This window comes from Pseudomonas sp. AM8 (assembly GCF_036346475.1).
Classification (GTDB): domain Bacteria; phylum Pseudomonadota; class Gammaproteobacteria; order Pseudomonadales; family Pseudomonadaceae; genus Aquipseudomonas; species Aquipseudomonas marginalis.
Genome location: NZ_JAOTNX010000005.1, coordinates 154,640 through 178,972 on the forward strand (window position 1 = coordinate 154,640; position 24,333 = coordinate 178,972).

The following is a 24,333-nucleotide window of genomic DNA, read 5'->3' on the forward strand; positions in this document are numbered from 1 at the left end:
CATCTCTGTTCCAGCAGTCTCTATGGCTTGACGTCATCGCCGGCCTGAGCGCCTTCGGTATGGCATTTTGCGCGGCGCAACCTGCGGAGGTGCGCGATGAACGTTGAACGCCAGGCGCGGCTACCGCAATCCTTGTTGCTGTTGCTCGGCAGTTGCCTGCCAGTGCTCGGTGCGGTGCTGCTGGCCCCCGTCCTGCCGCGTATGCAGGAACACTTCGCCGACACACCGGGTGTGGCCGTGCTGGTGCCCATCGCCCTGACGCTGCCGGCGTTGATGATTGCGCTGTTGGCATCCGTGGCAGGGATCATCGCCGACCGGCTGGGGCGCAAGACGTTGCTGATCGGTGCGATGGTGCTCTACACCGTCTGTGGCGTGCTGCCGTTGTGGCTGGAGTCGCTGCAGGTCATCGTCATCAGCCGCGCCGGCATCGGCGTGGCCGAAGCGGCGATCATGACCTGCTGCACAACGATGATGGGTGACTACTACAGCGGCGCACGACGTGAACGCATGTTCGCCCTGCAAATGGTCGCGACGTCGTTGTCGGCGGCGATCTTCATTGCCGTCGGTGGTGTGCTCGGCGAGCACGGCTGGCGTACCCCGTTTGCCCTGTATGGGCTGGGGCTGGTGTTGCTGCCGCTGATGGCCTGGTTGCTCTGGGAGCCGCGCGGGCATGCGGCCATCGAGAAGAAGGCGATGAGCAGGGCATTCCCCTGGCGCACCTTGGCACCGTTGTATGGCTTGTCTTTCCTGGCGGGCTTGAGCCTGTTCATCGTGCCGGTACAAGTCGGTTATCTACTCAACCTATTGCACGTTGAAGGCGCTCAGCAGATCGGCTTGACCATGGGCGCCAGTCAATTCGGCGTGCTGGTTGGCGCCCTGAGTTTCCGTCTGTTCAGTGGTGTGCCGGCGCACCGGCAGATGCTCCTGGCCTTCGTCGCGGCCGGGATGGGTGGCGGGCTGCTGGCGGTAGCCGACAGTCATGGGCTGGTGGTGATCGCCGTCCTGATCAACGGCCTGGGCATCGGCCTGATGATGCCAACCCTGCTCACCTGGATCATGAGCCAGGTCGACTTCCAGCAGCGCGGCCGCGCGGCCGGCGGCTTCACGGCGATGTTCTTCGCCGGTGAGTTCGCCAGCCCGCTGGTGGTGCTGGCGATCACCGGCGGGGTAATCGGCGCCTTGCCAGCCGCACTGGGCATCGTCGCGGGCGTTCAGCTGGTGGTAGCCCTGGCCTGTCTTCGGTTGCGAGGCAGCGGGGCTGCTTTTACTACTGCGGTTGTCGCAGACCCTGAGCACTGACCTGCCCATTCGACGTTTCATAAAAATAAGAACAACGAGGAGAACATCATGAGTTATTTGCTCAACACCTGGTACATCGCTGGATGGGCAGACGAGCTGGCGCAAGGTGGCATGCTGGGCAGAACCATCGTCGAGCAACCCATTGTGTTCTTTCGCGATAGCCACGGTGTGATCCAGGCGCTCGCCGATCGTTGCCCGCACCGTTTTGCCCCGCTGCACATGGGCAAGGTTGTCGGCGACAGCGTCCAGTGCCCGTACCACGGCCTGCGTTTCGATGGCAGTGGCCAATGCACGCACAATCCCCATGGCGAAGGAAACATCCCCAAGGCCGCCTGTGTTCGCGGTTTCGCGGCCGTTGAGCGCCACGGGGCGATCTGGGTCTGGCCGGGCGATCGTCACCTGGCCAGCGATGCCTTGATTCCTGATTTTTCCTTTTTCGAGCAGGCGCCCACCCATGCCAAAGGGCATGGGTATTTGCCGACCCGTGCGCACTACGAGTTGCTGTCCGACAACATCATGGACCTGAGCCATGTTGATTTCCTGCACCCGGATACGCTCGGTGGCGGGGCGTTGTCACACACCCGAGCCACCATCGAGGAATTGCCCAACGATCGCGTACGCATCAGTTGGTGGGCGCCGGACGATGTGCCCCCGCCGGCTTTCGGCGCTCACCTTGAAGATCCGAGTCGGGCAGACGTCTGGGCCGAAGTCATCTGGCACGCCCCCGGCCTGATGCTGCTCGGCAGTGGCGCCACGGCGCCAGGGCGCCCCAGGGCCGAGGGACCAGTGACATGGAACCTGCATCTGATGACGCCGCAGGACGCGGCCAACACCCATTATTTCTTTGCCAACACGCGCAGTTTCGAGCAGGACAATGCGCAGTTGAATGCCTTCGTCCAGGAGATGTTGATCGGTATTTTCGCCGGTGAAGACAAACCCATGGTCGAGGCTCAACAGCGCCAGATTGGTGAGGTTGAACTGCTTGGCCTCAACCCTGTGTTGCTGCCAGTCGATGCAGGGGCCGTGCGCTGTCGACGTGTTCTGCGTCGATTGATGGAAGCCGAGCGAGCGGAGACGCAAGCCAGTCGGTCATCAAACTATGAAAAAGAGGAACTGCGATGAGCTTTCTACGCAACGTCTGGTACGCGGCCGCCTGGGGAAACGAGATCAAGGCTGGCGAGTTGTTCCAACGAACCTTGCTCAATGAACCCGTGGTGTTTTTTCGCGACACCCAAGGTAATGCCCAAGCCATTGCCGATCGCTGTCCCCACCGTTTCGCGCCCCTGGGCATGGGCATCCTCAAAGGCGATGCGGTGCGTTGTCCGTACCACGGCCTGGAATTCGATGGCAGCGGCACCTGTGTGCATAACCCTCATGGTGATGGTGCAATTCCCAAGGCGGCAAAGGTCAAGGCCTACCCGCTGGTTGAACGCTACAGCCTGCTGTGGATCTGGATGGGCGATGCACAACTGGCCGATGCGACGCTGATTCCGGATTTCAGTTGCATGGATGAAGACCGTTGGTATGTCGGCAAACGCTACCTGCACGCCAGAGCCAACTACGTGCTGGAAACCGACAACATCATGGACCTGAGTCATATCGAATTCTTGCACCCGTCTACGCTGGGTGGCGATGGCGTCAAGAGCGCGTTGACCAGCGTGCAAGAGGAGGGCAACACCGTTTGGTCCAACCGCCAGACGGTTGCGGAAATCATGCCGGAGTTTCTCTACACCGCCTGGAACATTCCTCAGGGCACACCGGTGGACCGTTGGATCGATGTGCGTTGGGATGCTCCGGCGAACATGTTGCTGTTTTCCGGCGCCGTGGCGACCGGGCTCCCCAGGGATAAGGGCGTTTCCACACCGATTCCGCATCTGTTCACTCCAGAGACCGAGACCACGACTCACTACTGGTTCTCAGTCTGTTTCCCCAAGGTAATGGGCGAATTTGTCGAGAGATTCGCTGATGAGCAGGCGGCCGCGATCAGCCGGCCCTTTGCCGATGAAGACTTGCCAATGCTCGAGGCGCAGCAGCGCATGATGGGCGCTGCATCGTTCTGGGACTTGAAGCCGGTCCTGCTGATTGGTGATGCAGGAGCGGTCCGGGCGCGGCGTGTCCTCGACCGCATGATTGCTGCCGAACAGCCTGCGGGTGCCCAGTGATGATTGAAGTCATCGTCACTCGCAAGCGCCTCGAAGCCGAGGGCATCTACAGCTTCGAACTGGCCCCGGTCGAAAATTCCATGCTGCCTGCCTTCAGCGCTGGCTCGCATATCGACGTGCACCTGCCCAATGGCCTGGTGCGCCAGTACTCGCTGTGCAATCACCCGGAAGAACGCCACCGCTACCTGCTGGGAGTGTTGCTCGACCCAGCGTCTCGCGGCGGTTCGCAGGCCATGCACCAGCAAGTGCACGAAGGCAGCCGGCTGCGCATCAGCGAGCCACGCAATCTGTTCCCGCTTGAGCATGGGGCGGGGCACAGCGTGCTGTTCGCCGGCGGTATCGGCATCACGCCGATTCTCTGCATGGCCGAGCGCCTGGCGCGGATCGGGGCGCCTTTCGAGCTGCACTATTGCGGTCGCTCGGTCGGGCGCATGGCCTTTATCGAGTACCTGCGCCATTCGACGTTTGCCAAGTGTGTGCAGGTTCATGTGGACGATGGCGAGGATGCCCAGCGTCTCGACGCCGCTCGGGTTTTATCCGGGCCAGCCGCCGACCGTCACCTGTACGTCTGTGGCCCCAACGGTTTCATGGAACACGTGCTCGGCACGGCTCGCGAGCAGGGCTGGGCCGAGGCGCGACTGCACCGTGAGTACTTTACCGCCGCCGCTGCCCCGGCGGGTGAGGCGGGCGGGTTCGAAGTGCAACTGGCGAGCACCGGACAGTGTTTCCAAGTGCCGGCCGCGCTCAGCGTTGCCCAGGTGCTGTCGGAGGCCGGCATCGAGATCCCGTTGTCTTGCGAGCAGGGCATCTGTGGCACCTGCATCACGCGCGTGCTGGAAGGCGAGCCAGAGCATCGTGACATGTTCTTGACCGATGTCGAGCGAGCCCGCAACGACCAGTTCACGCCGTGTTGCTCGCGCGCCAGGAGCGCGCGGCTGGTGCTCGATCTTTAAGATTTTTCCATGCATCCATCTTTACCCGCTGCGGTGTTTCGCCAACTGATTGAGGAGTCGGACATGCAACAACTTCCTGGTTTCAAACGCGTGGTCACCGGGCACGATGCCCAGGGCCAGGCGGTGGTCGCGCTCAGCGGACCGACGCCCAATAGCTTCCCGCTCAAGGCCGTGCCTGGCACGGTCTTCCATGAGATCTGGAGCAGTGGCGCCAGCCCGGCCGTGCTGGATAACGGCGACGACCCCACCCGCAAGCCGCTTCAATTGAGTCCGGCACCCCTGGGCAGCGTCATTCGCGTGGTGGATATCCCGCCCGACAGCATGCAGAACCAAATCAGCGCCGAGGATGCCGCGGCGGCCTTTGTCGAAATTGGCCAGGCCCATGCCGGCACGGGGCAGGCGGATTCCAAACACAAGCTGATGCACCGCACCGAAACGCTCGATTACGGCGTGGTCACGGAGGGGGAGGTGTGGCTGGTGCTCGATGGCGAGGAAGTGCATCTCAAGCGCGGTGACATCGTCGTGCAGCGCGGCACCAACCACGCTTGGAGCAATCGCACCGAGCAGATGGCGCGCATGTTGTTCGTGCTGCTCGATGGCCGCTTCGCCCCCGAGCTGCAAGGAGAACCGGCATGAAGCTCAGCACCCTGAAAGATCACAGCCGCGACGGTCGCCTCTTGGTCGTGTCGCGCGACCTGGCCTGGGCGGTGGAGGCCAGCGATATCGCCACGACGCTGCAGGCCGCCCTCGAGCATTGGTCGAACGTCGAAACGGCCTTGCGCTTGCGGTATGACGCCTTGAACGAAGGCACGCTGGCCGGTGCCTTCGCCTTTGATCCGGGGCAAGCCGCCGCGCCCTTGCCACGTGCCTGGCAGTGGCTGGACGCCTCGTCTTTCCTCAGTCATGGCGAGCGGATGCAGAAGGCGTTTGCGCTGGATCCGATCGAAGGCGTTGAACACACGCCGCTGATGTACCAGGGCTCTGGCGATGATTTTCTCGGCGCTCGCGATGACATTGTGCTGCCTAGTGAAACCCATGGTATCGATTTCGAAGGTGAGTTCGCGGTAATGGTCGATGAGGTCCCCATGGGCTGCTCGGCGCAAGAGGCCGCCGACCATATCCGGCTCATCGTGCAAGTCAACGATGTCAGCTTACGTGCGCTCGCCCCTCGGGAAATGAAGACCGGCTTCGGTTTTATCCAGGCCAAATCCTCGTCAAGTTTTGCCCCGGTGGCGATCACCCCCGACGAGTTGGGCGAGGCCTGGCGCGACGGGCGTGTGCACTTGCCGCTGAGGGTCGAATGGAATGGCCAGTGGTTCGGTCATGCCCACGGTGGCGCCATGCATTTCGGCTTTCATCAATTGATCGCCCATGCGGCGCTGACCCGGCGACTCAGGGCCGGCTGCGTGATCGGTTCCGGCACCGTTTCCAATGCCGATCCCACGGTGGGCGCGGCCTGCATCGCCGAGCGTCGTGCCGTTGAGATGATTGAGCACGGCGCGCCACAGACGTCCTTCATGCGCTTTGGCGACCGCGTGCGCATGGAGGTCTTCGATCTGCAAGGGCAGTCGGTGTTCGGGGCGATAGACCAGTGCATCGTGCGCGGAGGCCTCCCATGCGCGTAATGATTACCGGGGCCAATGGTTTTGTCGGCCGGGCGTTGGTGAAACGATTGCTCCAAACCAATGAGTTGCGAGGCCGGTCGATCAGCGCGTTGATATTACTGGACAAGGAATTGGTGGGGTTTGCTGAGGATAAGCGCCTGCGCCGGCATTGCGGCAGTGTCACCGACGCCGCGTTATTGCGCCGGGCCTTGGCCGATGGCATCGATGTGGTCTTTCACTTGGTCAGCATCCCGGGTGGCGCGGCCGAGCAGCACTATTCACTGGGCTATCAGGTCAACCTGCTGGCAAGCCTGGAGTTGCTTGACCAGTTGCGCGAGCAGCCTGGTACGCCGGTGCTGGTGTATGCCAGCAGCGTGGCGGTGTACGGCGGCGACCTGCCGGCTCGCATGGATGAGCGTGCCGTGCCGCACCCGCAGTTGAGTTACGGTGCGCACAAGGCAATGGTGGAAATGGCGATCAATGACCTTGCCCGACGGGGCGAGGTGGACGGTCGTGCCGTGCGCCTGCCCGGCATCGTAGCCCGTCCACGTGAACCCAATGGGCTGCGCTCGGCGTTCATGAGCGATCTACTTTACGCCTTCGCTCAAGGTGAACCGTATTGCTGCCCGGTGTCGCCGCAGGCGCAGGTGTGGTGGATGTCCGTGCGGTGTTGCGTGGATAACCTGCTGCGGGCCGCCGAATTGCCGGCGGCCGAGCTCGGCGCGTCACGTGTCTGGCAACTGCCGCTGTTGCACCTGTCCATTGCCCAGGTCATCGATGCCCTGGCCGCAGCCTACGGCCAGGAACGCCGCGCGCTGATCAGCTTCGCGCCGGATGCCGGGCTGCAAGCGTTGTTCGGCAACTTCCCTGCAATGAAAACCCCTCTGGCCCGCGCCCTTGGCTTTCGCCATGACGGCTCTGCCGGCGCCTTGATACGAAACAGTTTGAACGCTGCTGCCCCGGCGCGTCGTATGCGTGGACGGGTGGCGCTTGGAGTGACTGATCATGCAAACAGCTAAACGCCGCCTGGTGGACCTGTCCGTCACCCTGGACAACAACCCCTACACCGATCCACCGCCGTTGCTGCCGAAAATCGACTACATGGACCATCAGCAAGGCTGGCCGGAGATGGCCGCGATGTTTCCCGGCCTGTCCAAGGCGCAACTGCCTGGCGACGAATCCTGGGCGGCCGAGCGCCTGCAGATCACCACGCACAGCGGTACGCACATGGACGCCCCTTGGCACTACGCCTCGACCACGGACGGTGGCAAGCCGGCGTTTGGCATCGACGAGTTGCCGCTGGACTGGTGCCTGCAACCCGGCGTCAAACTGGACTTTCGTCATTTGCCGGATGGCCATGTGGTCAGCGCTGCCCAAGTGCAAGCAGAGCTGGAGCGTATTGGCCATGTTCTACGGCCGCTGGACATTGTCCTGGTCAATACCCGTGCCGGCGCGCTGTTTGGCCAGCCTGGGTACCTGGACGCCGGGGTTGGCATCGGCCGTGAGGCCACGTTGTACTTGTTGGAACGCGGCGTGCGCGTGGTGGGCACCGATGCCTGGAGCTGGGACGCGCCGTTCAAGTACACACGCGAACGCTTCGCCGCCACAGGCGACGCCTCGATCATCTGGGAAGGGCACAAGGCCGGACGCGACATCGGTTACGGCCAGATGGAGAAGCTGGCCAACCTGGAATGCCTGCCGGCCCATGGTTTCCAGGTGTCCTGCTTCCCCTACAAGATCAGGCACGCTTCGGCCGGTTTCGTCCGCGCCGTAGCGATTTTCGAGGAATGAGCGTGCCGGCTGCCGGTGGGAAAAAGCGCGCTAGCCTGTCCCAGGGGCTCGAGGCGCTGCTGTCGGAGCACATTATCGAGGGACGGCTGCGTGGCGGTGAACAGTTGCCCACCGAGTCGGCCCTGATGCTGGAGCATGGCGTCAGCAGGACCGTGGTGCGCGAGGCCATGTCGCGTCTACAGGCCGGGGGAATGGTCGAGACACGCCACGGCATAGGGACCTTTGTATGCGGTAGCGCCCTGTCGTTGGGGGCCTTCATCGACCCGGAGACGATCGGTCTCATCACCGATTCGCTGGCGATCATGGAGTTTCGGATCGGTCTTGAGGTCGAAGCCGCCGGGCTCGCGGCCCAGCGACGCAACACGGATCAGTTGACGGGGTTGCGGGCACTTCTCGATCAGCTCGGGCAGCCGGATGTCAGCGTCAATGATCGGGCGGCGTTGGATTTTCAATTCCATTTGGGCATTGCCCAGGCGACCGGCAACCCCTACATCGCCAGCACACTGCTCAACCTGGGCGAGGTCATCATCCCCCGCAGCCGACTGGATTCTGCGCGTCTGTTTCACGATGAGCCTTTGCATTACGAACAGCGCATGCAAAGCGAGCACGAGCAGATTTACCAGGCGATCTTCCATCAGGACACTGAGTGTGCGCGTGCCGCGATGCGCCTGCATCTCCAGGACAGTCGCGAATACTTGCACCAGGCCCGCCAAGAGTTGATGACATGACGGAGAACCAGAGCTACCCGGTGCCGGACATGGCCACGCAGCCTACTGCCACGGCGCTCACCATCATCGATCCCCGCTGGACTTTGTTCGTCCGGGTCGTGGCGGCTGGCAGTCTCAGCAAAGCGGCCGTACTACTGGACATGCCGCAGTCCATGGTGAGTCGCAATATTGCCCTGCTCGAATCGCAATGTGGCGAACGCCTGTTCCATCGCAACGGACGTGGGGTGGTTCTGACCGAATTTGGCGAGCAGTTGCTGCCCTGTATATCGGATCTTCTGGCGAACGCTGAAAGCCTTGTCGATGACATTCGCAACCTGCGTGGAAAGCCGGTGGGGGAGGTAGTTGTGGGCATGTTGCCTTCCGCGGTGCGCCGGTTTGCGGGGACGCTCTTTTCTGCGGTGCGCGCGCAGATGCCCGGGGTGAGATTGCACCTGATCGAGGGCGCCAGTGCTCAACTCGAAGAGCAGTTGCACGATGGTCGTCTGGATATGGCGCTGGTGCTGCGCGAGAGCGAGGCGAGCGTCGGCCAAGCTCATCTGTTGGCCAGGCTACCGCTGCACCTGGTAGGACCCGTCGCCGATCCTCTGCTCGGAAATCGAGATATTGCGCTGGAAAATCTATCTGGGTTGCCATTGGTCGTGCCTGGGCGGCCGCATCTGCTGAGGGCCAGGCTCGATCATTTGGCTGCGGAGCAAGGCGTGGAACTGTGCGTGGCCGTGGAAGCCGACTCGGTCCAGCTCCAGTACGAAGTCGTCGCGGCAGGCGGAGGCTATGCGATTGCCTCGGTGTTGCCGGGCTCACTGGATCAACGACTTATTTCATCGCGCATTATAGAGCCCGTGTTGGAGCGCTTTGTCGTGCTGGTCGAATCGCCCCGGCGCCCCTTGACCCGTGCTTCCCGTGAAGTGCGACGGCTGATTTGCAATCTGTCCATGCCATCGATTTAAGCGATAGCTGCTTTGCATCCCCAGCAGTATTCGGTGGGGGGCGCGCCTCGTAGGGTGTCAGTCAACCAACGACTGATCCCCGATTGCGAGGTTTGCGCCATGCATCACGCCCAAGAACTCCAAGTCATTGCCCCGACGCTTTTTCTCAGTGACGCCGATGTGGCCTCGCTCGCCGACTGGAGCACCGCCGTCGCCGCGCTCGCCGAGGCGTATGCACGCCCTGCATCGGATGCCATGGTGCCGCCTCGCTCCATGGCCCGGGGCGATGGCATCTGGCTGCGCAGTTTGACTGCCGTACCTCCGGCTGGCGGCCATATGGGCTGCAAGTTGATCGCAGCCTCCATGCGGGCGCGCTGCGCCAGCTACCTGATTGCGTTGTTCGATCAGAAAACCATGGCGCTCAGTGCCCTGATCGACGGCAACCGGGTGACGGGTTTGCGCACCGCGGCAACCGCTGCGCTGGCAGTCGATTTACTGGCGCCCAAGCGCGCGCTGCGGGTGGGGGTGATTGGCTCGGGGTTTGAGGCCCGTGGCGCATTGGACTGCCTCAAGTCCGTGCGCGATGTGGCGCATGTCCGGGTATTCAGTCCAACGCCCGCTAGCCGCGAGCGTTTTGCCGAGAGCTTCAGGCCAGGGCTGGAGATCCAAGCGGTGAACAGCGCGCAAGAAGCTGTGCAGGATTGCGACGTGGTGATTTGTGCCGCCCGCAGTCGTGACGAATCTCCGGTCCTGCAAGGCGCCTGGCTTTGCCCGGGGGCCACGGTTGTGTCGTTGGGTTCCACCTTGCCTGAGCAACGGGAAGTTGACCCGGTCACGATGGAGCGAGCCGTCTGCATCGTCGCCGATATGCCGCAAGAGGTGCTTCACGATACCGGTGACGCCATTGCGGCGATCAGTGCCGGCGTTTATGTCGCCGACAAATTGGTCGCGCTGTCGGACCTCGTCGCGGGCCGTGTCATACCGCGCCAGCACGCAAGCGACATCGTTCTCTACAAGTCTGTTGGCTCGGCGCTGCAGGACGTCGTCATCGCCCAAGCGCTGTACGAGCGCGCCCGGCAACAAGGCCTCGGCATCGAGTTGCCCGCCAGCATTGTCCCTGTCTCGAAATAACTCCCTTCACTGTGCAAAGGAACATCATCATGGCCACATACAAGAAAGCGGATGCCCGTGCCTGGGCGCGGGAAAACCTGGTGGGCTGCTCGGCTGTCACCATCCCAAGTTTCAGTGCTGATTTGAAGCGTCTCAATGAGCGTGGCATACGCCACGACATCGAACATACGGTTGGCCTGGGCTACAGTGCTACGTTGCTGTGCAGCGAGCTGGCGATTTCTATCCAGGAGAATGCCCAGTTCACTGCCTGGGCCCGTGAGTCAGGGAAAGACCTGATCCTGTTTTTCCATGCGGCCTTTGGCACGCTTGCCGAGAATATCGAGGCGGTGAAGCTCGCCGAGAATGCCGGTGCGGACATCGTCCTACTCTCCTATCCACCACAGTTCTGGCCGACCTGCGAGCAGGAAATCTACGACTACACCAAGTCGTTCTGTGACGCGACGGACCTCGCCGTCATGCTCTTCCCGATTCCGCTCTGGGGCTTTGAGCGCGTGCATCCGGCAGGGATGTCCTTGGAGTTGGTCAGTCGGCTGTTGGCTGATTGCCCGAATATCGCGGCCATCAAGTCCGAGCAAGGGTTCCCGCTGCCGGCGGGCATTTGCGAGATGTATTACCACTTCCGTGATCAGGTGGTGATCAGTTGCCCGATCGAAGGCGACGCAATCCCCTTGATGAGCCTGATGAAGTTGCAGTTTTCCGGCACCAGCAACACCGCCTGGATGAGCGACTACTACCCGAAAGCTTTCGAACTGGCACGCACGGGCCGCTTTGAAGAGGCGATGGAACTGTACTGGAAGGTCAATCCGGCACGCAGCGCCAACGGCGCCGCCGCGCAAAGCTATGCCGGCGGCACTGGTGTGCTCAATCGCACGATGTGGAAATACCAGGACTGGCTCGCCGGCTTCAACGGCGGCCCACTGCGTGCCCCGGCGATGCGCGTGCCGGATCGCTTCATGAAGTCGCTGCGTCAAGGGTTGGTTGCGTCGGGGTTGCCGGTGACTTCGGATCCTGACAGCGCCTTCATGATCGGGCGTCATCCGTGCTGATCAGGAGGGTTGCACAGTGAAGCATTTACTTAAAGATCCCACACTGTGGCGTGACGGTGCCTATATCGCCGGTGAGTGGCTGAGCGAGACGCCGCACGGTCACTACACGCTGCGTAATCCGGTTGACCAAACGGTGCTGGCCGAGTTGCCGCGTTGTCGTGAAACTGAAGTTCGGCACGCCATCGACGCGGCGAATGAGGCCTTTGGCCCATGGCGTCGCCTGACGGCCAAACGCCGTGGCGAGGTGTTGCGCCGCTGGTATGAGTTGATGGTTGAACATCGGGAGGACCTTGCCACGCTGATTACCCTGGAGGAGGGCAAGCCACTGGAGGAGGCGCGGGGTGAAGTCGATTACGCGGCGTCTTTTGTGCGCTGGTTTGGCGAGGAAGCCACACGGGTGCGCGGTGATCTGATTCCGGGCGTAAAGGACACTCAGCGCATCGTGGTCCTGCGCGAACCCATCGGCGTCTGCGCGGCGATCACGCCCTGGAATTTCCCCGCTGCGATGATTACACGCAAGGCCGCTCCGGCCCTCGCGGCCGGTTGCACGATGGTGGTGAAACCGGCCAGCCAGACACCGCTGACCGCGCTGGCACTCGCCGAACTCGCCCTGCGCGCGGGAGTGCCGGCGGGTGTGTTCAGTGTGATCACCGGCAATGACACGCGCGATATTGCCGGTGAACTCACGGCCAACCCGTTGGTGCGCAAGCTCACGTTCACCGGGTCCACGGAAGTGGGCCGGCTGCTGCTGGCGCAAGCGGCGCAGACGGTCAAGAAATGCTCCATGGAGTTGGGCGGCAACGCCCCGTTCATTGTCTTCGATGATGCTGATCTGGATGCTGCGGCTGACGGGGTGATGTTGGCCAAGTTTCGCAATGGTGGACAGTCCTGTATCGGCGCGAATCGGGTGCTGGTGCAGTCCGCGGTTTATGACGCACTGGCCGAACGCATCGTCGAGCGCATGGCACGCCTGAAGCTGGGCAATGGCCTGGAGCCGGGTGTACAAGTCGGGCCGTTGATCGATGACGCGGCGGTACGAAAATCCCAGGCGCTGGTTGATGATGCGCTGGCCCAAGGCGCTCGACTGCTGTCTGGCGGCAAGCCCCATGCGCTGGGCGGGTGTTTTTTCGAGCCCACCTTGTTGGCTGATGTGACCCATGGGATGCGGGTTGCTCGTGAGGAGATCTTCGGCCCGGTCATGCCGCTGGTGCGTTTCGACACGGATGACCAAGCCATTGCCATGGCCAACGACAGCGAGTTTGGCCTGGCCGCGTATCTGTTCAGCCGTGACGCGGCGCGTATCTGGCGCAACGCCGCGCGCATCGAGTCGGGCATGGTGGGCATCAACTGTGGCTTGATTTCAAATGAGGTCGCACCTTTCGGTGGCGTGAAGCAGAGCGGTCTTGGGCGAGAGGGATCTCACCTGGGAATAGACGAGTTCCTAGAGGTTAAATACCTCTGCTGGGATGGCTTGGAAAGCGTGTAAACAACCGTCGTTAAAGGCCGGTGGACGGCGGTTCGTGTGAGCCGTCGTTCATCGGCTTTTGTATTTGTTCTGCCGCAAAGGCAGGCACTCCGAGCAATGCCCCCGGCTTACCTGCGAGACCCATCGCCGCCAGCGATACCTCGGATTGTGCAAAGCGATTTCAGCCCTGATAGCCGATTCGATAGTCTCGTGGCTGATCCGGCATTTTTCGTCGGCATTCCATGTTGCTGCGGCATTGACGCAATGACGCCGCAGCGCTCGTTGGTGCGCCATGCAATGTCTGCCCGAGTGAATAAGAATAATTAGGAGAGCGTGATGATTGCAGCAGTCAACAAGGTCCTGGTGATCGGGGGAGGGTTCTCCGGTATGACCGCGGCTATCCAGCTCGCCCGCCAGGGCGTCGAAGTGGACCTCGTCGAAATCGATCCATTGTGGTGTCCTTTGGGAGCGGGGATTACGCTCAGTGGGCCCACGCTGCGAGCGCTTGATACGGTTGGGATTTTGGAAAGGGTCGCCGGGGAAGGGTACCTGTCGACCAATTTCGATGTGTTTTCACCGGTGGGCGACCTGATCGTGCAATTGGCGCTTCGACCGCCGGTCAGCGATAAGCCGATTCCCTGTGGTGGCGGCATCCTGCGCCCGGTACTGGCTCGAATATTTGCCGACAGGACGCGGGAAGTGGGGACCCGTGTGCGCCTGGGCATCACCTACGACAGCGTCATCGAGCATGATGATGGCATTGATGTGTCTTTCACCGACGGGACCACTGAACGCTATGACCTGGTCGTCGCCGCTGACGGCGTGCATTCGCGCACGCGAAAGGAGTTTTTCCCGGAAGCACCCTCGCCAAAACCCATTCATCAGAGCGTCTGGCGCGCGGTGCTGAAGCGTCCGCCGGAAATCGTGCGCCCCACTCATTGGCTGGGTAGCACCAAGGTTGGCGTCAATCCAATCTCCGAAACGCACATGTACATGTTCCTCATGGAAAGCCGCGAGTTTTCCGAGTGGATCGACCCGGCCAGTTGGCCGGGTGAAATGGCGCGCCTGTTGAGTGAGTTCCCAGCTCCGATCCTGCAAACGCTGGTGCCGCAACTGTACGAGGCGGACGCCAATATCGACTATCGTCCGCTGTCCAATCTGTTGGTGCCGTTGCCCTGGCACAAGGGCCGAATCGTGCTGATCGGAGACACGGTGCATGCCACCACACCGCACCTGGCTTCCGGGGCTGGCATCGGTATTGAGAGCGCCATCGTGCTTGCCGAAGAGTTGCTCGGCAATAGCAATCTACAGACGGCCCTGAGCCGGTTCGAAACGCGGCGCTGGGAGCGTTGCCAACTCGTGGTCGAGAACTCCGCGCGTCTGTGCGAGATAGAGAAAAGTGGCGGGGACAAGGAAGAGCATGCGCAGATCATGCGTGAGTCCACTGCGACGCTGGCTGAGCCTATCTGATTGATTGCGACCCTGCTGGATGAGAAGGGTCGCGCTTCTGGTCGTTAGGAGCAGTGATCGAAAATAACGACCTCTTTGACGTAAGCGAAAAAAGACGCCGACGTCAGCGCCACGCCGTCCTCGGCAAGTTTTTGAAACAGCGCTCGCTGATACTGCCGAAAGGTCGAAAAATCCGCTTCATTTTCAAACCACAGGCTAGAGGCGCCTTCGTATACGGCGATGTTTGGCCCGAAATAGGCCGTCACCTTGTCACCCTCGGGCAGATACCGGGAGCGAACATACCGGCGTAGGGCGTTCTGGAAGTCGGGCTGTTCGCGGGTAATGCTCTCGTGAGCTGCGTCCCAAGCTTCGAAAAAACGATCGAGCGCCATCGCGGGATTCTTCTTCAGCAGGATCATCGCCTTCCACTGGAGGGGGGCTTTAGCGACGTTGGAGGTCTCTATTTCTTCGTCCATCAATTGAGCGAGCTGCTCGGAAAGGTCAGCGAAGTTCTTTGCATCTGGGCCGACGGTTTGCTGGGTATAGGGATCGCTGAAGGTGCGAATCAAACCTGGCACGTCTTCAAAAAACAGCTCCGTAATGGAGTCTTTGTGGAAGGACTGTGCATAGGCATTGTCGGCGTCGACCCCGAAAGCCGCGTCGATGACATGGTTTTGCACGTACCGTTTGACGCCTAACGGTTTGGCTTTAGCGATTTCTCCGTGGGTGTGCTCTACATAGTTTAAAAACTCAGCATGCGTCATTCCTGGTTTTCTGCGTACAGCGGCTAGGATTTTAATCATGGGCGCGTTCTCGTTTTTGGCAGGGTTGACTGGTCTTGGACCTTAAATGCATTTTGTGCGGGTGTTATTCATCTAGTTGTTTTTCAACACCAAAATATAGAGTCAGAGTGGCCCTGCAAACCAATCAGTATTTCTACTGGCTGGTATCACGCAATAACATGCTTGACCAGCCTTGAGTCGGCTTCGGCTTCGGCTTTGAGCGTTTGGTGTGAAGTGAGAGAGCTCTGAAGGCAGAGCATGTAGTGAGCGTACTCTGCATCGCCTATAAGCTTTGCAATAGCCCTTCATGCCTGCATATCGGGGAACATCGCTTCTTGGACGAGACCGTCAGTGTTGGGTATACACTGGTTAAGCCAACAGCACTCAGCTTTGGAATATGGCATGGTGCTGTCCGCAAAATTGCATAAAAACGAAAATGAAAGCCCATCTGGTCCGCTATTTCAACACGTTCAGTATGCCTGCCTGGACCATCAAGAAAATGCTCATATGGCCTCATATTAGTGAGCAAATTGGCGCTTGGGGCGTTTAATTCCCCAAGCATATACGGCAATTTCCACCAAACCCATGCGGGCCTCCAGGTGCGGAGTGAGTGAATTGCCCACTGTCCTTGAATCCAGAAGGGCAGGCAGGCGCCGCAGGTCGAGGGAGCCAACCATCACCACTACATTGCGCGATCAGCTTCTGCGCAGCCAGGCTTGTCTCAACAGAGGTTAGCTTCTTCGAGATGGCTGCTGTTTCACCCTGAAGCTCTGTTGCCCAGGCTCCAGAGGCATATCCGGCTTGCGGCAGTGAGATAGGAAGCGCTCCTGACGAGGTCGTAAGAATGAGTTGGACAGAGCCATATGTCCGATTACCATTTGAATTGACCGCAGCCTTTCTCGTGCAAAGGAGCGACCACTGTGCTTCGCTTTGTGGAAGCTGAAACCCGACAACATTAAACGCTTTGTCATAGGACTGCACTTGGCCGTTATTTTGTGAACTACAAGAAACCGCCTCAGGGTCAATGGCCAAAGAGTCAACGGATTGCGGTAATGAACTCAGACGCTTCACGCTTATGGAAAAAACAGTGGGCGTCTCGCCCGGCGGCATGGATATTGACGTAGCAACGCCTTTAGCACTAAGTGCACGACAAGCAACGTAAGCATCCAAAGAACTGCGAACCACTAAACTTGAATCGGCTTGGTTGTAGTTGGTGTTTGTATTGAGCGACTGTTCTGCTTTGCAGTACTCATCTTTCGAAGAGTAAGAAAAACCGAGCGCGGATGAGGCGTCTTTGTAGTCAATCCCAAATCCCGAACCGGCCATTTTGCACACGTTTTGGTAGTAGTACTTCCTTTGGTCAGAGAAGGATACGTCGTGACGGACATCCCGGGACGCATACCTAAGAATATCTCCACAAGACTCGACTTCTTCAGCGGACGCAAGCGGTGCAAGGCCGCTGAGGAGCATGGTGGCTACCATAGGAAAAAATGCCTTCAAAGTCTGCTCCTTGCGAATAGATTGCGTTCGTCAGATGCTGGATTAGTGGAGCCCTTGAGGGGGCGGTCAAATTCCTATGCTTCATTCCTATGGCATCTGAGTATGGTCGAATTACTAGGAATGGCAATTGGCTATCCCTTGTCCACCTTTTAACTTTATCGTTGAGACTCCATCCTCTTCGCAAATCGCTGATGCTGCCGGGCTTTGCCTTTTAGGTTCTGACTCCAGCATTGGCGCGCCTGACTTCATCTCTCCAAACATGTTTCATGTCTCGCTCTCACAACGGAGCGTTGACCGGACGGCACGGTGTGCAAAACTACCTGGTGACCCGTTCGGCTAAGTTGCCATCGACGATACGGAAAATGGAAGAGAACCTCATGAATGATGCGTCGGCGTTGCCCGCTGGAGGATGGACGATTCACCCCTACAGTTCGATGGATCGTGATGAGCTGCAAGCGCAACTGGTGGCAAACGGGATCGAGAGCCAACGGCAATTGCCTGTACTGTGCAGTGACATTTGTGCGTTGCTGCAGCGCTGCTATCCCCCGCACCTGCTGGCGGTCCTCGCCCATTACGGGCTGCAGGCACCGGTCAGTGCCGAGGGCGTAGCTCAACGCAGTCTAATGTCGGGCATCGGGCAGCCGCATGTCGAATTGCTGCAAGCCTTGATCCTGACGTTGCGTCAGGATCAGTGGGGGCAGCGCCCGGCTGAACCCGACGAGATTCAGCAGTTAATCGAGCGCCTGAAAGCCCTAGCAGACGCGTTTTACCATGCCCGGTACACCTCACTGTCCGAGGCGAAGGAGGTGAATGAACGCGCCGCGTTGGTGCTCCAGGAGCGCTTGCGCGGGCATACCCAGTTCGTCAGGAATTGGGGCTACCATGGTGCCGTGTTACGCATTGCCCGCGAGCTATACGGCGCGTTGGACGGCGACCTTACCGCTGCCTACGGATTCGGCGCGACCGACGTGATCGAGGTGGCTAAGGCCTTGCTCGTGGATGTCGAGCAGCGCGCATCAGAACGTCTGCGGCGATTGGGCGCGATTATCCGTTGCCAAACCCATGCTGAAATGGTCCACGCTTTTTTTCGCGAGCCTGACTTTGTCGAAGGCGATCCTGAGGCGTTTCTGCGCCAAATCCCGGAAACCGTAAGCCGCGAGCAGTTGGCCGGTTGGATAATGTCTCACGCCGATTTTCAACTGCTCAAGCTGGCCATCGTGGACTCCGAAGGCATCGCACACGCCACCGGCCGTGATCGAGGCGTCGTGGTACGGGTGTTGGAACGCTTGTCGCGGGAACCTGGGAGCTTAAGCGCCGACGACATCCCCCATTTCTTCATGGGTAATCCGATCTGGTCTGCACCCTGTATCAGTACCGGACTTGAGTACTTCTTCCCCATGCCCCAGTTAGTGTTCAGTCATATTCATAGCGTAATGCGTTCGCTGTTGGGAGACCTCACCCCGGCCGTCAGGAACAAAATGGCCCGGACACGGGCCGAGTACCTGGAAGCGCAAGTAACCGATCTGCTGCGAGGGGCATTTCCTTCCGCCCGGCTGCAGGCGGGAGTCAAGTGGGCGGTGGGGGTAGATCGCTACGAGACGGATGTACTGCTGATCCTCGATCGTACGGTGCTGATTGTTGAAGCGAAGTCTGGAGCTTTGAGCGCACAGGGTCTGCGCGGGGCGCCAGACCGAGTTAAACGCCATGTGCAGGAATTGCTGGTCGAGCCGGCCGTTCAATCAGATCGGCTGGCGCAGGTGATTGACGCTGCCAAGCGTGGTGATGAGCTCAGTCAACAGGTTGTTACATCCCTAGGGATTGACGCCAGGGTAATCGATCAGGTGATTCGGCTGTCGGTGACACTGGAGGACTTTTCCATTCTCGCTAGTTGCGAAGCGGAGCTGAAGGAGGCAGGTTGGGTGCCGCTGGATCTCGAGCTTGCTCCGACGGTGAATCTCGCCGACCTTGGCTGCATTTTAGAAGTCTTGGAGGAGCCGGCATACATCCTCCACTATTTGGCTAATCGCGGATCTGTCCAGCGCTGGACGGGGCTGCTAGGCGATGAACTGGACTACCTCGGATTCTATCTGCAAACCGCCTTTGGCATGGGGGAAGTCGCGCGGACTGACGCACTGTTTGCCATCTCCGGCCTGTCCGAGCCCGTTGACCGCTATTACACCAGCCGTGATGCCGGAGTAAGTCTGCCAAAGCCAACGCTGCTGTTACCCGACACGCTGCGCTATATGATTCTAGAGGCGCAGCGTCGTGGCCGTCACGGCTGGACGACAGTCAGTCTGGCGTTGCTGGACATCGCTTTCCACGCTGGCGACAGCCTGGACGACGAGCTACTGGCGCTTAAACAGGATGTTGCGGTGAACCCGCATGATCCCAAGCAGCCGCGAGGGCTCGCTGTCTTGCCGGCGCCCTACAGCGATAGCGTGGTGGCGTTCTACGTCTTTCCGCGCATGCTCTCCAGTACGCGTAATGAAGTGGCTGGTCAGTTCGCTCAGGACATACTGGCGCAGACTGGCAAAGCCCGCTGCGTTGTCGTGGGGCGCATGATCGAAACGTGGCAGCAGCCCTACAGCTTCACTGCCATCGTGTTCCCGGGTTGAGACCGTGTATCCCATGGGCCGGTATTCCGGGGTGGCGTGAATCAGCACACTGTAGTCGAGCGTTCAGCCGGCGCGCCAATGACTGAGGTGTTGCCAGCCGTCAACAACCACTACATTGACGGCCTTAGCCAGCGCATAGGCAATATCGGGCAGAGCGCACAAGGCTGTGCCCACGAGCGTCAACAGCGTTGCAACAATAATCGCGCTGGCCTGACCCGCCAGCGCGTGGGGGAGGGTGATTTGCTCGTGGTAGCGGATATTGTCGAAGCACAGGCGCATGTGCGTTTTCAGTGCGGCAATCTCAAACACGGCATTACCGTGCAGATCCTGCAGCGTGCGTAAGTCCTGGCGTAGCGATGCCAGTTCACGGAGCTCCTCGCTAGGGTAGTGGTGCATCGCTGTGGTGTTGCTGAAAGAGTGCGACTTATTCTGCGCGACCGAGGGTGTGGGTTCAAAGGTCGCGCGCAGCGCTTGGATTTTCGCCGTGGCGGCCAGGGCGATGGTTACGAGGCCTGAGACCACCGCAAGGAGTAGGCCGAAGACCAGCATATGATTTTTTTCAAAGAGGCCGAGCGCCGTAAAGGTTGTCACCACCAGCAGTAGCGCTAGTCCTATTCCTAGAGCTGTTTTCATGATCGCGCCTACGCATTATTGGACCTTCATTATGGCCGGCGCCAGGCTGGGATTCTAGGCTGCTGCCCCGTAGCGGGGCGAGGCGGAGGGCGAACTTGACGAGTGACAGCGCATACCTCAAGCGGACCGTCACCCAGACTCCCTGTATGATCCACACAGCCATGCGAGATAGCGCGGAAAGGGTTTAGGATGGACATCCTTATGGACAAAGTGTCGAGTTAATCGTTGCTCATTTCGCGCTGCACAAGCCTCGGAATGTAGTTATTAAAAAAAGTTCTTGGAAATGGAGGGCAGCATCGTGACGGCATTCCAGTGGCTGGTGAAAGATTCCCCAATTGATTCGCCTTGGCTACGCGGCACGAAGATTTTTGGTGTCAATAAGCCCGTCATGTTGATCGATCAGTTCGGCGGTAAACAACCTTACCTAATTAACCAACAGTACCGGGAAGAGGGCGAGTTGAGTTATCCGGCCTGTGCCAGGGTCGTGGTCGATTCCAATTTGTTGGACGGCATCGCAGCGCTGATGTCTGGTGCTGAGATAGAAGATGGCATGCGAGGCTTTATTGAGTTTGTCTCGCGCGAAGGCTGGGATATCAACGCGGGCTTCTTTTTGGTCGAGCAGTATGCAAAATCAACGCGCGCAAATTTCATACTTCATGCCACACGGCGCTTACGGTTGCTTTATCGGTTTCTAGCCATGGACACCGGTTATTTTCTGGCGACAGGTAACGTCCGCCTGCTCCCGGCCGCCGTCGCGCATTATCTTGCGAAGGAGGGCGTAGATTCCCTTGATGAGATTGCCGAGCGGCATGTGCATTCATTTATCGCAACCCACACCCAGCGTAAGGCTCTGGAGACAGTTGAAGTCACCGAGATAGCATTGCTGAAGATGGTTCTGTTACGGGAATTTGAAATGCGAGGCGCCTCGGCAGCAGACCAGTATATTGCTTATCAGCGGTTTATCAGCTCTACGGTAAATGTCTCGCTTGCGCGGGAAAGCCAGTTGGCTTTGCATTACTTCAGCGGGCAAGCAGGCTCTCTGCTCGGAATCAAGGAGAACACCTCACGTAAAAAGGCGCTCAGAAATATTTCCGCTACCGCGTGGGACTTGTTGCTGCTGAGAACGCCAGAACTGCTATTGAAGCCGCCAGTGAATGGTGGCCATGTCGAAATCGCCTTTGTCGCGACACATGAACTGAAGCTGGCCGAGCTGGCGCAACTCATGGCAATACACACATTGTTTCCTGGCACCACGCCCATCGTTCAATACGATATGACAAAGGTACCAGATGAGATCATCGACACCATTCTCAATGAGTTTGACGGGCAGATGGTGAGCCCGATTTTTCGGCAGGGACCACCGAGCATCCCGACAGGACTGCGTGATGCGCTAAGTAATTCGCTTTTGCAGCGGTTGCCGCAGATGGGAACGTTTGAGTAGGAAATTTGCAGGATGACCATCCTGTAACGAAACGAAATGTCCTTCCCGCGTACCGTGTCGCGGATGTTGCGATGCCTGGCCAATGTTCAGTGTTTGCACGCTACTGAATCTGACCAAGAGGGAACATTAATGAACGGCAACTATCGATTCTAAAGCTGCTCTTCGCGAAATGCGATTGCGCTAAGCGATGCGATATATCGCTGTCGTCGCGCCGGTTGGTGATGGCAACATCAGCGACTCGTGCATATGTTACGGACTTGACATTGGTATGGATCTGACTATGGACTGGAAACTGGAGCTCGCCGCTCGCCAACTGTATGTCTTGGAACTTGCTAACGGAAAGTTTTACGTGGGGCAGGCAAAGGATTCAAACCGTCGCATTAAAAAGCATTTCAGTGGCACGGGATCTCAATGGACACGCCTCCATCCACCCGTGCGCGAAGTACGTCGGGTCGACTTGGGAGAGATTGACTACAGGACCGGGGAGTTGGCGGAGAACGAAGCAGTTCTCGCGCTGATGCGCATCCATGGGTATCAGAATGTTCGAGGCGGTTTCTTTACTAATTTGAGCCATGAGCTCACCGTCAAGGCCCTGATCAGTCATGGTCACCATGACGTGGTAGGTGCAATGCCTGGCATGGAAGCCTTCAACAGCGTCGCGTCCGCGATGGCCGCAGGACAACCACCCTGCGATGTTGTCGGCCCCGCAGAGTTGGGCAATGGCGGGGAGTACTCGCTGTTCGTGTTACTGCTGGAGGGGGACCGGTATTTTGTAGGCTACAGCAGTAACCCGGTCGCACGCATTCGTCGTCACTTTGCGGGCAAAGGTTCGGAATGGACCACGATGTATAGACCTGTTGAGGTTTTAAGCGTCCGATCTTTGGGAATAGTCGCCGAGTCGGAGGCCGCGAGTTTCGCCGCCAAGGCTACGGTAAGTCTGATGCGTAGAGTAGGGTGGCAGCATGTGCGGGGTGGCCCATGGTGGAGCGTTGACCCCGAGGCAACGCTCAAGTTACTGGTGGGGCATGGCGTCGGCGAAATCCCACCCTCTGTTCCATAATCTCTGCGGACGGGGGGACTTTTTCAACAGAATCGCCCGTGAGCGAACAGTCGGGATCGGCAGCTAACGGCCAAAAGCAGTCGTTCACGGGAGGCGGCTCTCGACCCACAGCAGTAATCTCGCATTGATTTAAAGCAATGCCTCCTGCCCATCCTAAAATCGTGATGGCAGTTCATTTCCGGCCTGGGCATCCGAAAAGACCTCATCTGGATCTGCCTGACACCAATATCTGAAAAGTAGGCGAGGCTCGATATTTCCGAAATATTGATCCACGATGCTCTCGGGGCGCACGACCAATTTAGGTTCTGGCCATTGCTGGGCTAAAACACCTAATGGTTTGCCAGATGAATAAACAACCCAAGTGGCCTTGCCTCCACTGATACGAGGTAGGTAGTCCATATCTTGTATCACTTCGATCAAGGTGCGCAGTGTTGCTGATTGATCGAATGTGATCGATATTGCATGACTTTCCAGATCATCTCCCGCATGAACGCTATCTCGATCAACGGCAACTACCAACATGACTGCTCCTTTTAGTGGTGTGCTTTCACCAGATCGATCAGCGTAGAGACATCAGCGGCTAACTGTCGAGTGCGCTTCTAGCCGAAACCTGCCGTACCAGGCTACCGCTTTCGGCAAGAAGTGGCCATTCTCCTCAAAATCGGCGGCATCTCGATCTACGCTAAACAAGGCAATAATGCCGTCGTACTTATTAAGCCGCGATCGGCAACAATTCATTTTTTTGCGCCAGCGATCTTGATAAACGCTCTAGCCATCGATGTTCTTCAGTGCCTGAACTAACTAAAAATCATGCTTTTCATCAAATAGTTTGCTCATAAAGCTTTCAGGGTTAGCAAAGTAACTTTTCATAATTAGGTAGTTTTCAGTTTCTGAATATTCCTTCTCTACCAATCCACTATTGGTAAACTCCCAAATTCTGGCGCCCGGGTAAGCAATTAAAATTGGTGAGTGAGTTGCAATTATGAACTGCGAATTTTGTTTTGCGAGTTCCGCTATACGTACCAGCAGAGATAATTGGCGTTGGGGAGATAGCGCAGATTCAGGCTCGTCTAGTAAATACAATCCGTTTCCTCCGAATCGATGTAAAATCAGATCCATAAAAGCCTCCCCATGAGACCTCGTATGAAGATCGTTTCCCCCGTATGAGTCCTTAATAGCTGGCCCGCCAGGTCCGCAATCCAACTTATTCATCTCTGTAATTACATTATAAAAACTTTCTGCGCGATAAAAATAGCCATCTCGAGGTCGCTTTGCTGTGCGTGACAAGCGCAATGCCTTGGACAGTAGGGATTTTTCATCGCTGGAAGAAAACTTGAAATTCTTACTGCCTCCCTCATGATTAAAGCCACATGAAACTGCAATAGCCTCTAAGAGGGTTGACTTACCGCTACCGTTTTCTCCAACGAAAAAATTTATCACGGGATGAAGCTCGATTTTGCTAATTGATTGAATTGAAGGCAAATAGAAGGGGAAATTATTCTCTTCTCTATAGTTCTCTAAGATTTCAATTCTCTTAATGTAAGGCATTAACTTCCTGGCTTTATTTATCTTATTTGATGGTTATAGTTATATGTGTGATACTTAGGGTAATTATAAATAGTCTTTCTGTAGTTTGGCTCTTTTTTATAAGCACTAGATATGTCCGACATAAAAATAAACCATTCTTGGCTCGCGCCGCAGTTGCGGCGCTGTTTCGGCCAAACTTCTAATTTGCAATTTATCGTCTA

The 24,333-nt window shown here is 58.4% G+C and carries 22 protein-coding genes; 17 read left to right on the top strand and 5 right to left on the bottom strand.

The annotated features are described in order from the left end of the window. The first annotated feature begins 96 nt into the window (after window positions 1-96). The 14 genes from V3W40_RS14410 to V3W40_RS14475 all read left to right on the top strand — a co-directional run bounded on the left by V3W40_RS14410 (window position 97) and on the right by V3W40_RS14475 (window position 14,575). The gene (locus V3W40_RS14410) at window positions 97-1,299 is read left to right on the top strand and encodes an MFS transporter (protein ID WP_330215204.1); all 1,203 of its coding nucleotides are present in this window, start codon (window positions 97-99) and stop codon (window positions 1,297-1,299) included. A 48-nt stretch (window positions 1,300-1,347) separates the two neighbouring features. After that, window positions 1,348-2,421 (top strand): aromatic ring-hydroxylating dioxygenase subunit alpha, encoded by a 1,074-nt coding sequence (locus V3W40_RS14415; protein ID WP_065939496.1) that lies wholly within the window; start codon window positions 1,348-1,350, stop codon window positions 2,419-2,421. Beyond that, window positions 2,418-3,461 carry an aromatic ring-hydroxylating dioxygenase subunit alpha gene (locus V3W40_RS14420; RefSeq protein WP_330215205.1) on the top strand — a complete coding sequence of 348 codons (1,044 nt, stop codon included), beginning with the start codon at window positions 2,418-2,420 and terminating at the stop codon, window positions 3,459-3,461. The genes V3W40_RS14415 and V3W40_RS14420 overlap by 4 nt, the downstream gene beginning before the upstream one ends. Further along, window positions 3,461-4,414 carry a PDR/VanB family oxidoreductase gene (locus tag V3W40_RS14425; protein WP_330215206.1) on the top strand — a complete coding sequence of 318 codons (954 nt, stop codon included), beginning with the start codon at window positions 3,461-3,463 and terminating at the stop codon, window positions 4,412-4,414. Before V3W40_RS14420 ends, V3W40_RS14425 begins: the two co-directional genes overlap by 1 nt. A gap of 63 nt (window positions 4,415-4,477) precedes the next feature. After that, window positions 4,478-5,050 carry a cupin domain-containing protein gene (locus V3W40_RS14430; RefSeq protein ID WP_065939499.1) on the top strand — a complete coding sequence of 191 codons (573 nt, stop codon included), beginning with the start codon at window positions 4,478-4,480 and terminating at the stop codon, window positions 5,048-5,050. Continuing rightward, window positions 5,047-6,039, top strand: a complete 993-nt coding sequence (locus tag V3W40_RS14435) for a fumarylacetoacetate hydrolase family protein (protein WP_330215207.1) — start codon at window positions 5,047-5,049, stop codon at window positions 6,037-6,039. Before V3W40_RS14430 ends, V3W40_RS14435 begins: the two co-directional genes overlap by 4 nt. Further along, the gene (locus V3W40_RS14440; protein WP_330215208.1) at window positions 6,030-7,037 is read left to right on the top strand and encodes an NAD-dependent epimerase/dehydratase family protein; all 1,008 of its coding nucleotides are present in this window, start codon (window positions 6,030-6,032) and stop codon (window positions 7,035-7,037) included. Before V3W40_RS14435 ends, V3W40_RS14440 begins: the two co-directional genes overlap by 10 nt. Further along, entirely contained in the window at window positions 7,024-7,809 is a 786-nt protein-coding gene (locus V3W40_RS14445) for a cyclase family protein (RefSeq protein ID WP_027603328.1), read from the top strand. Before V3W40_RS14440 ends, V3W40_RS14445 begins: the two co-directional genes overlap by 14 nt. Continuing rightward, on the top strand, window positions 7,806-8,537 hold the full coding sequence (locus tag V3W40_RS14450; RefSeq protein ID WP_027603329.1) for a FadR/GntR family transcriptional regulator: 732 nt from the start codon (window positions 7,806-7,808) through the stop codon (window positions 8,535-8,537). Before V3W40_RS14445 ends, V3W40_RS14450 begins: the two co-directional genes overlap by 4 nt. Next, entirely contained in the window at window positions 8,534-9,484 is a 951-nt protein-coding gene (locus V3W40_RS14455) for a LysR family transcriptional regulator (RefSeq protein WP_235865574.1), read from the top strand. Before V3W40_RS14450 ends, V3W40_RS14455 begins: the two co-directional genes overlap by 4 nt. Before the next feature lie 99 nt (window positions 9,485-9,583). Continuing rightward, on the top strand, window positions 9,584-10,594 hold the full coding sequence (locus tag V3W40_RS14460; RefSeq protein ID WP_065947812.1) for an ornithine cyclodeaminase family protein: 1,011 nt from the start codon (window positions 9,584-9,586) through the stop codon (window positions 10,592-10,594). A gap of 29 nt (window positions 10,595-10,623) precedes the next feature. Further along, complete coding sequence (locus V3W40_RS14465; RefSeq protein WP_065939504.1) at window positions 10,624-11,640, top strand: dihydrodipicolinate synthase family protein; 1,017 nt, start codon at window positions 10,624-10,626, stop codon at window positions 11,638-11,640. A gap of 16 nt (window positions 11,641-11,656) precedes the next feature. Continuing rightward, window positions 11,657-13,126 carry an NAD-dependent succinate-semialdehyde dehydrogenase gene (locus V3W40_RS14470; RefSeq protein WP_330215209.1) on the top strand — a complete coding sequence of 490 codons (1,470 nt, stop codon included), beginning with the start codon at window positions 11,657-11,659 and terminating at the stop codon, window positions 13,124-13,126. A 315-nt stretch (window positions 13,127-13,441) separates the two neighbouring features. Next, the gene (locus V3W40_RS14475; RefSeq protein ID WP_083221216.1) at window positions 13,442-14,575 is read left to right on the top strand and encodes an FAD-dependent oxidoreductase; all 1,134 of its coding nucleotides are present in this window, start codon (window positions 13,442-13,444) and stop codon (window positions 14,573-14,575) included. A 44-nt stretch (window positions 14,576-14,619) separates the two neighbouring features. On the opposite strand, the gene V3W40_RS14480 is transcribed toward V3W40_RS14475, so the two are convergent. Together V3W40_RS14480 and V3W40_RS14485 are read right to left on the bottom strand one after the other, a co-directional pair. Beyond that, a complete protein-coding gene (locus V3W40_RS14480) occupies window positions 14,620-15,357 on the bottom strand; it encodes an EthD domain-containing protein (RefSeq protein ID WP_065939506.1) in 738 nt (245 codons plus the stop codon). Between the two features lie 525 nt (window positions 15,358-15,882). After that, window positions 15,883-16,836 carry a hypothetical protein gene (locus tag V3W40_RS14485; protein ID WP_141696535.1) on the bottom strand — a complete coding sequence of 318 codons (954 nt, stop codon included), beginning with the start codon at window positions 16,834-16,836 and terminating at the stop codon, window positions 15,883-15,885. A gap of 308 nt (window positions 16,837-17,144) precedes the next feature. On the opposite strand from V3W40_RS14485, the gene V3W40_RS14490 reads away from it, so the two are divergent. Beyond that, window positions 17,145-19,451, top strand: coding sequence for a hypothetical protein (locus V3W40_RS14490; protein WP_330215210.1), 2,307 nt, complete (start codon window positions 17,145-17,147; stop codon window positions 19,449-19,451). Window positions 19,452-19,514: 63 nt separating this feature from the next. Here the strand turns inward: V3W40_RS14490 and V3W40_RS14495 are convergent, their stop codons facing one another. Next, the gene (locus V3W40_RS14495; RefSeq protein WP_065939508.1) at window positions 19,515-20,084 is read right to left on the bottom strand and encodes a hypothetical protein; all 570 of its coding nucleotides are present in this window, start codon (window positions 20,082-20,084) and stop codon (window positions 19,515-19,517) included. Window positions 20,085-20,382: 298 nt separating this feature from the next. On the opposite strand from V3W40_RS14495, the gene V3W40_RS14500 reads away from it, so the two are divergent. After that, window positions 20,383-21,525, top strand: a complete 1,143-nt coding sequence (locus V3W40_RS14500; protein WP_141696537.1) for a hypothetical protein — start codon at window positions 20,383-20,385, stop codon at window positions 21,523-21,525. 268 nt (window positions 21,526-21,793) lie between these two features. Beyond that, a complete protein-coding gene (locus V3W40_RS14505; protein WP_330215211.1) occupies window positions 21,794-22,585 on the top strand; it encodes a GIY-YIG nuclease family protein in 792 nt (263 codons plus the stop codon). 153 nt (window positions 22,586-22,738) lie between these two features. On the opposite strand, the gene V3W40_RS14510 is transcribed toward V3W40_RS14505, so the two are convergent. Together V3W40_RS14510 and V3W40_RS14515 are read right to left on the bottom strand one after the other, a co-directional pair. Continuing rightward, complete coding sequence (locus V3W40_RS14510) at window positions 22,739-23,107, bottom strand: hypothetical protein (RefSeq protein WP_082463679.1); 369 nt, start codon at window positions 23,105-23,107, stop codon at window positions 22,739-22,741. A gap of 279 nt (window positions 23,108-23,386) precedes the next feature. Beyond that, window positions 23,387-24,133: an AAA family ATPase gene (locus V3W40_RS14515; protein WP_083203152.1), complete on the bottom strand. Its 747-nt coding sequence runs from the start codon at window positions 24,131-24,133 to the stop codon at window positions 23,387-23,389. Between the last annotated feature and the right edge of the window lie 200 nt (window positions 24,134-24,333).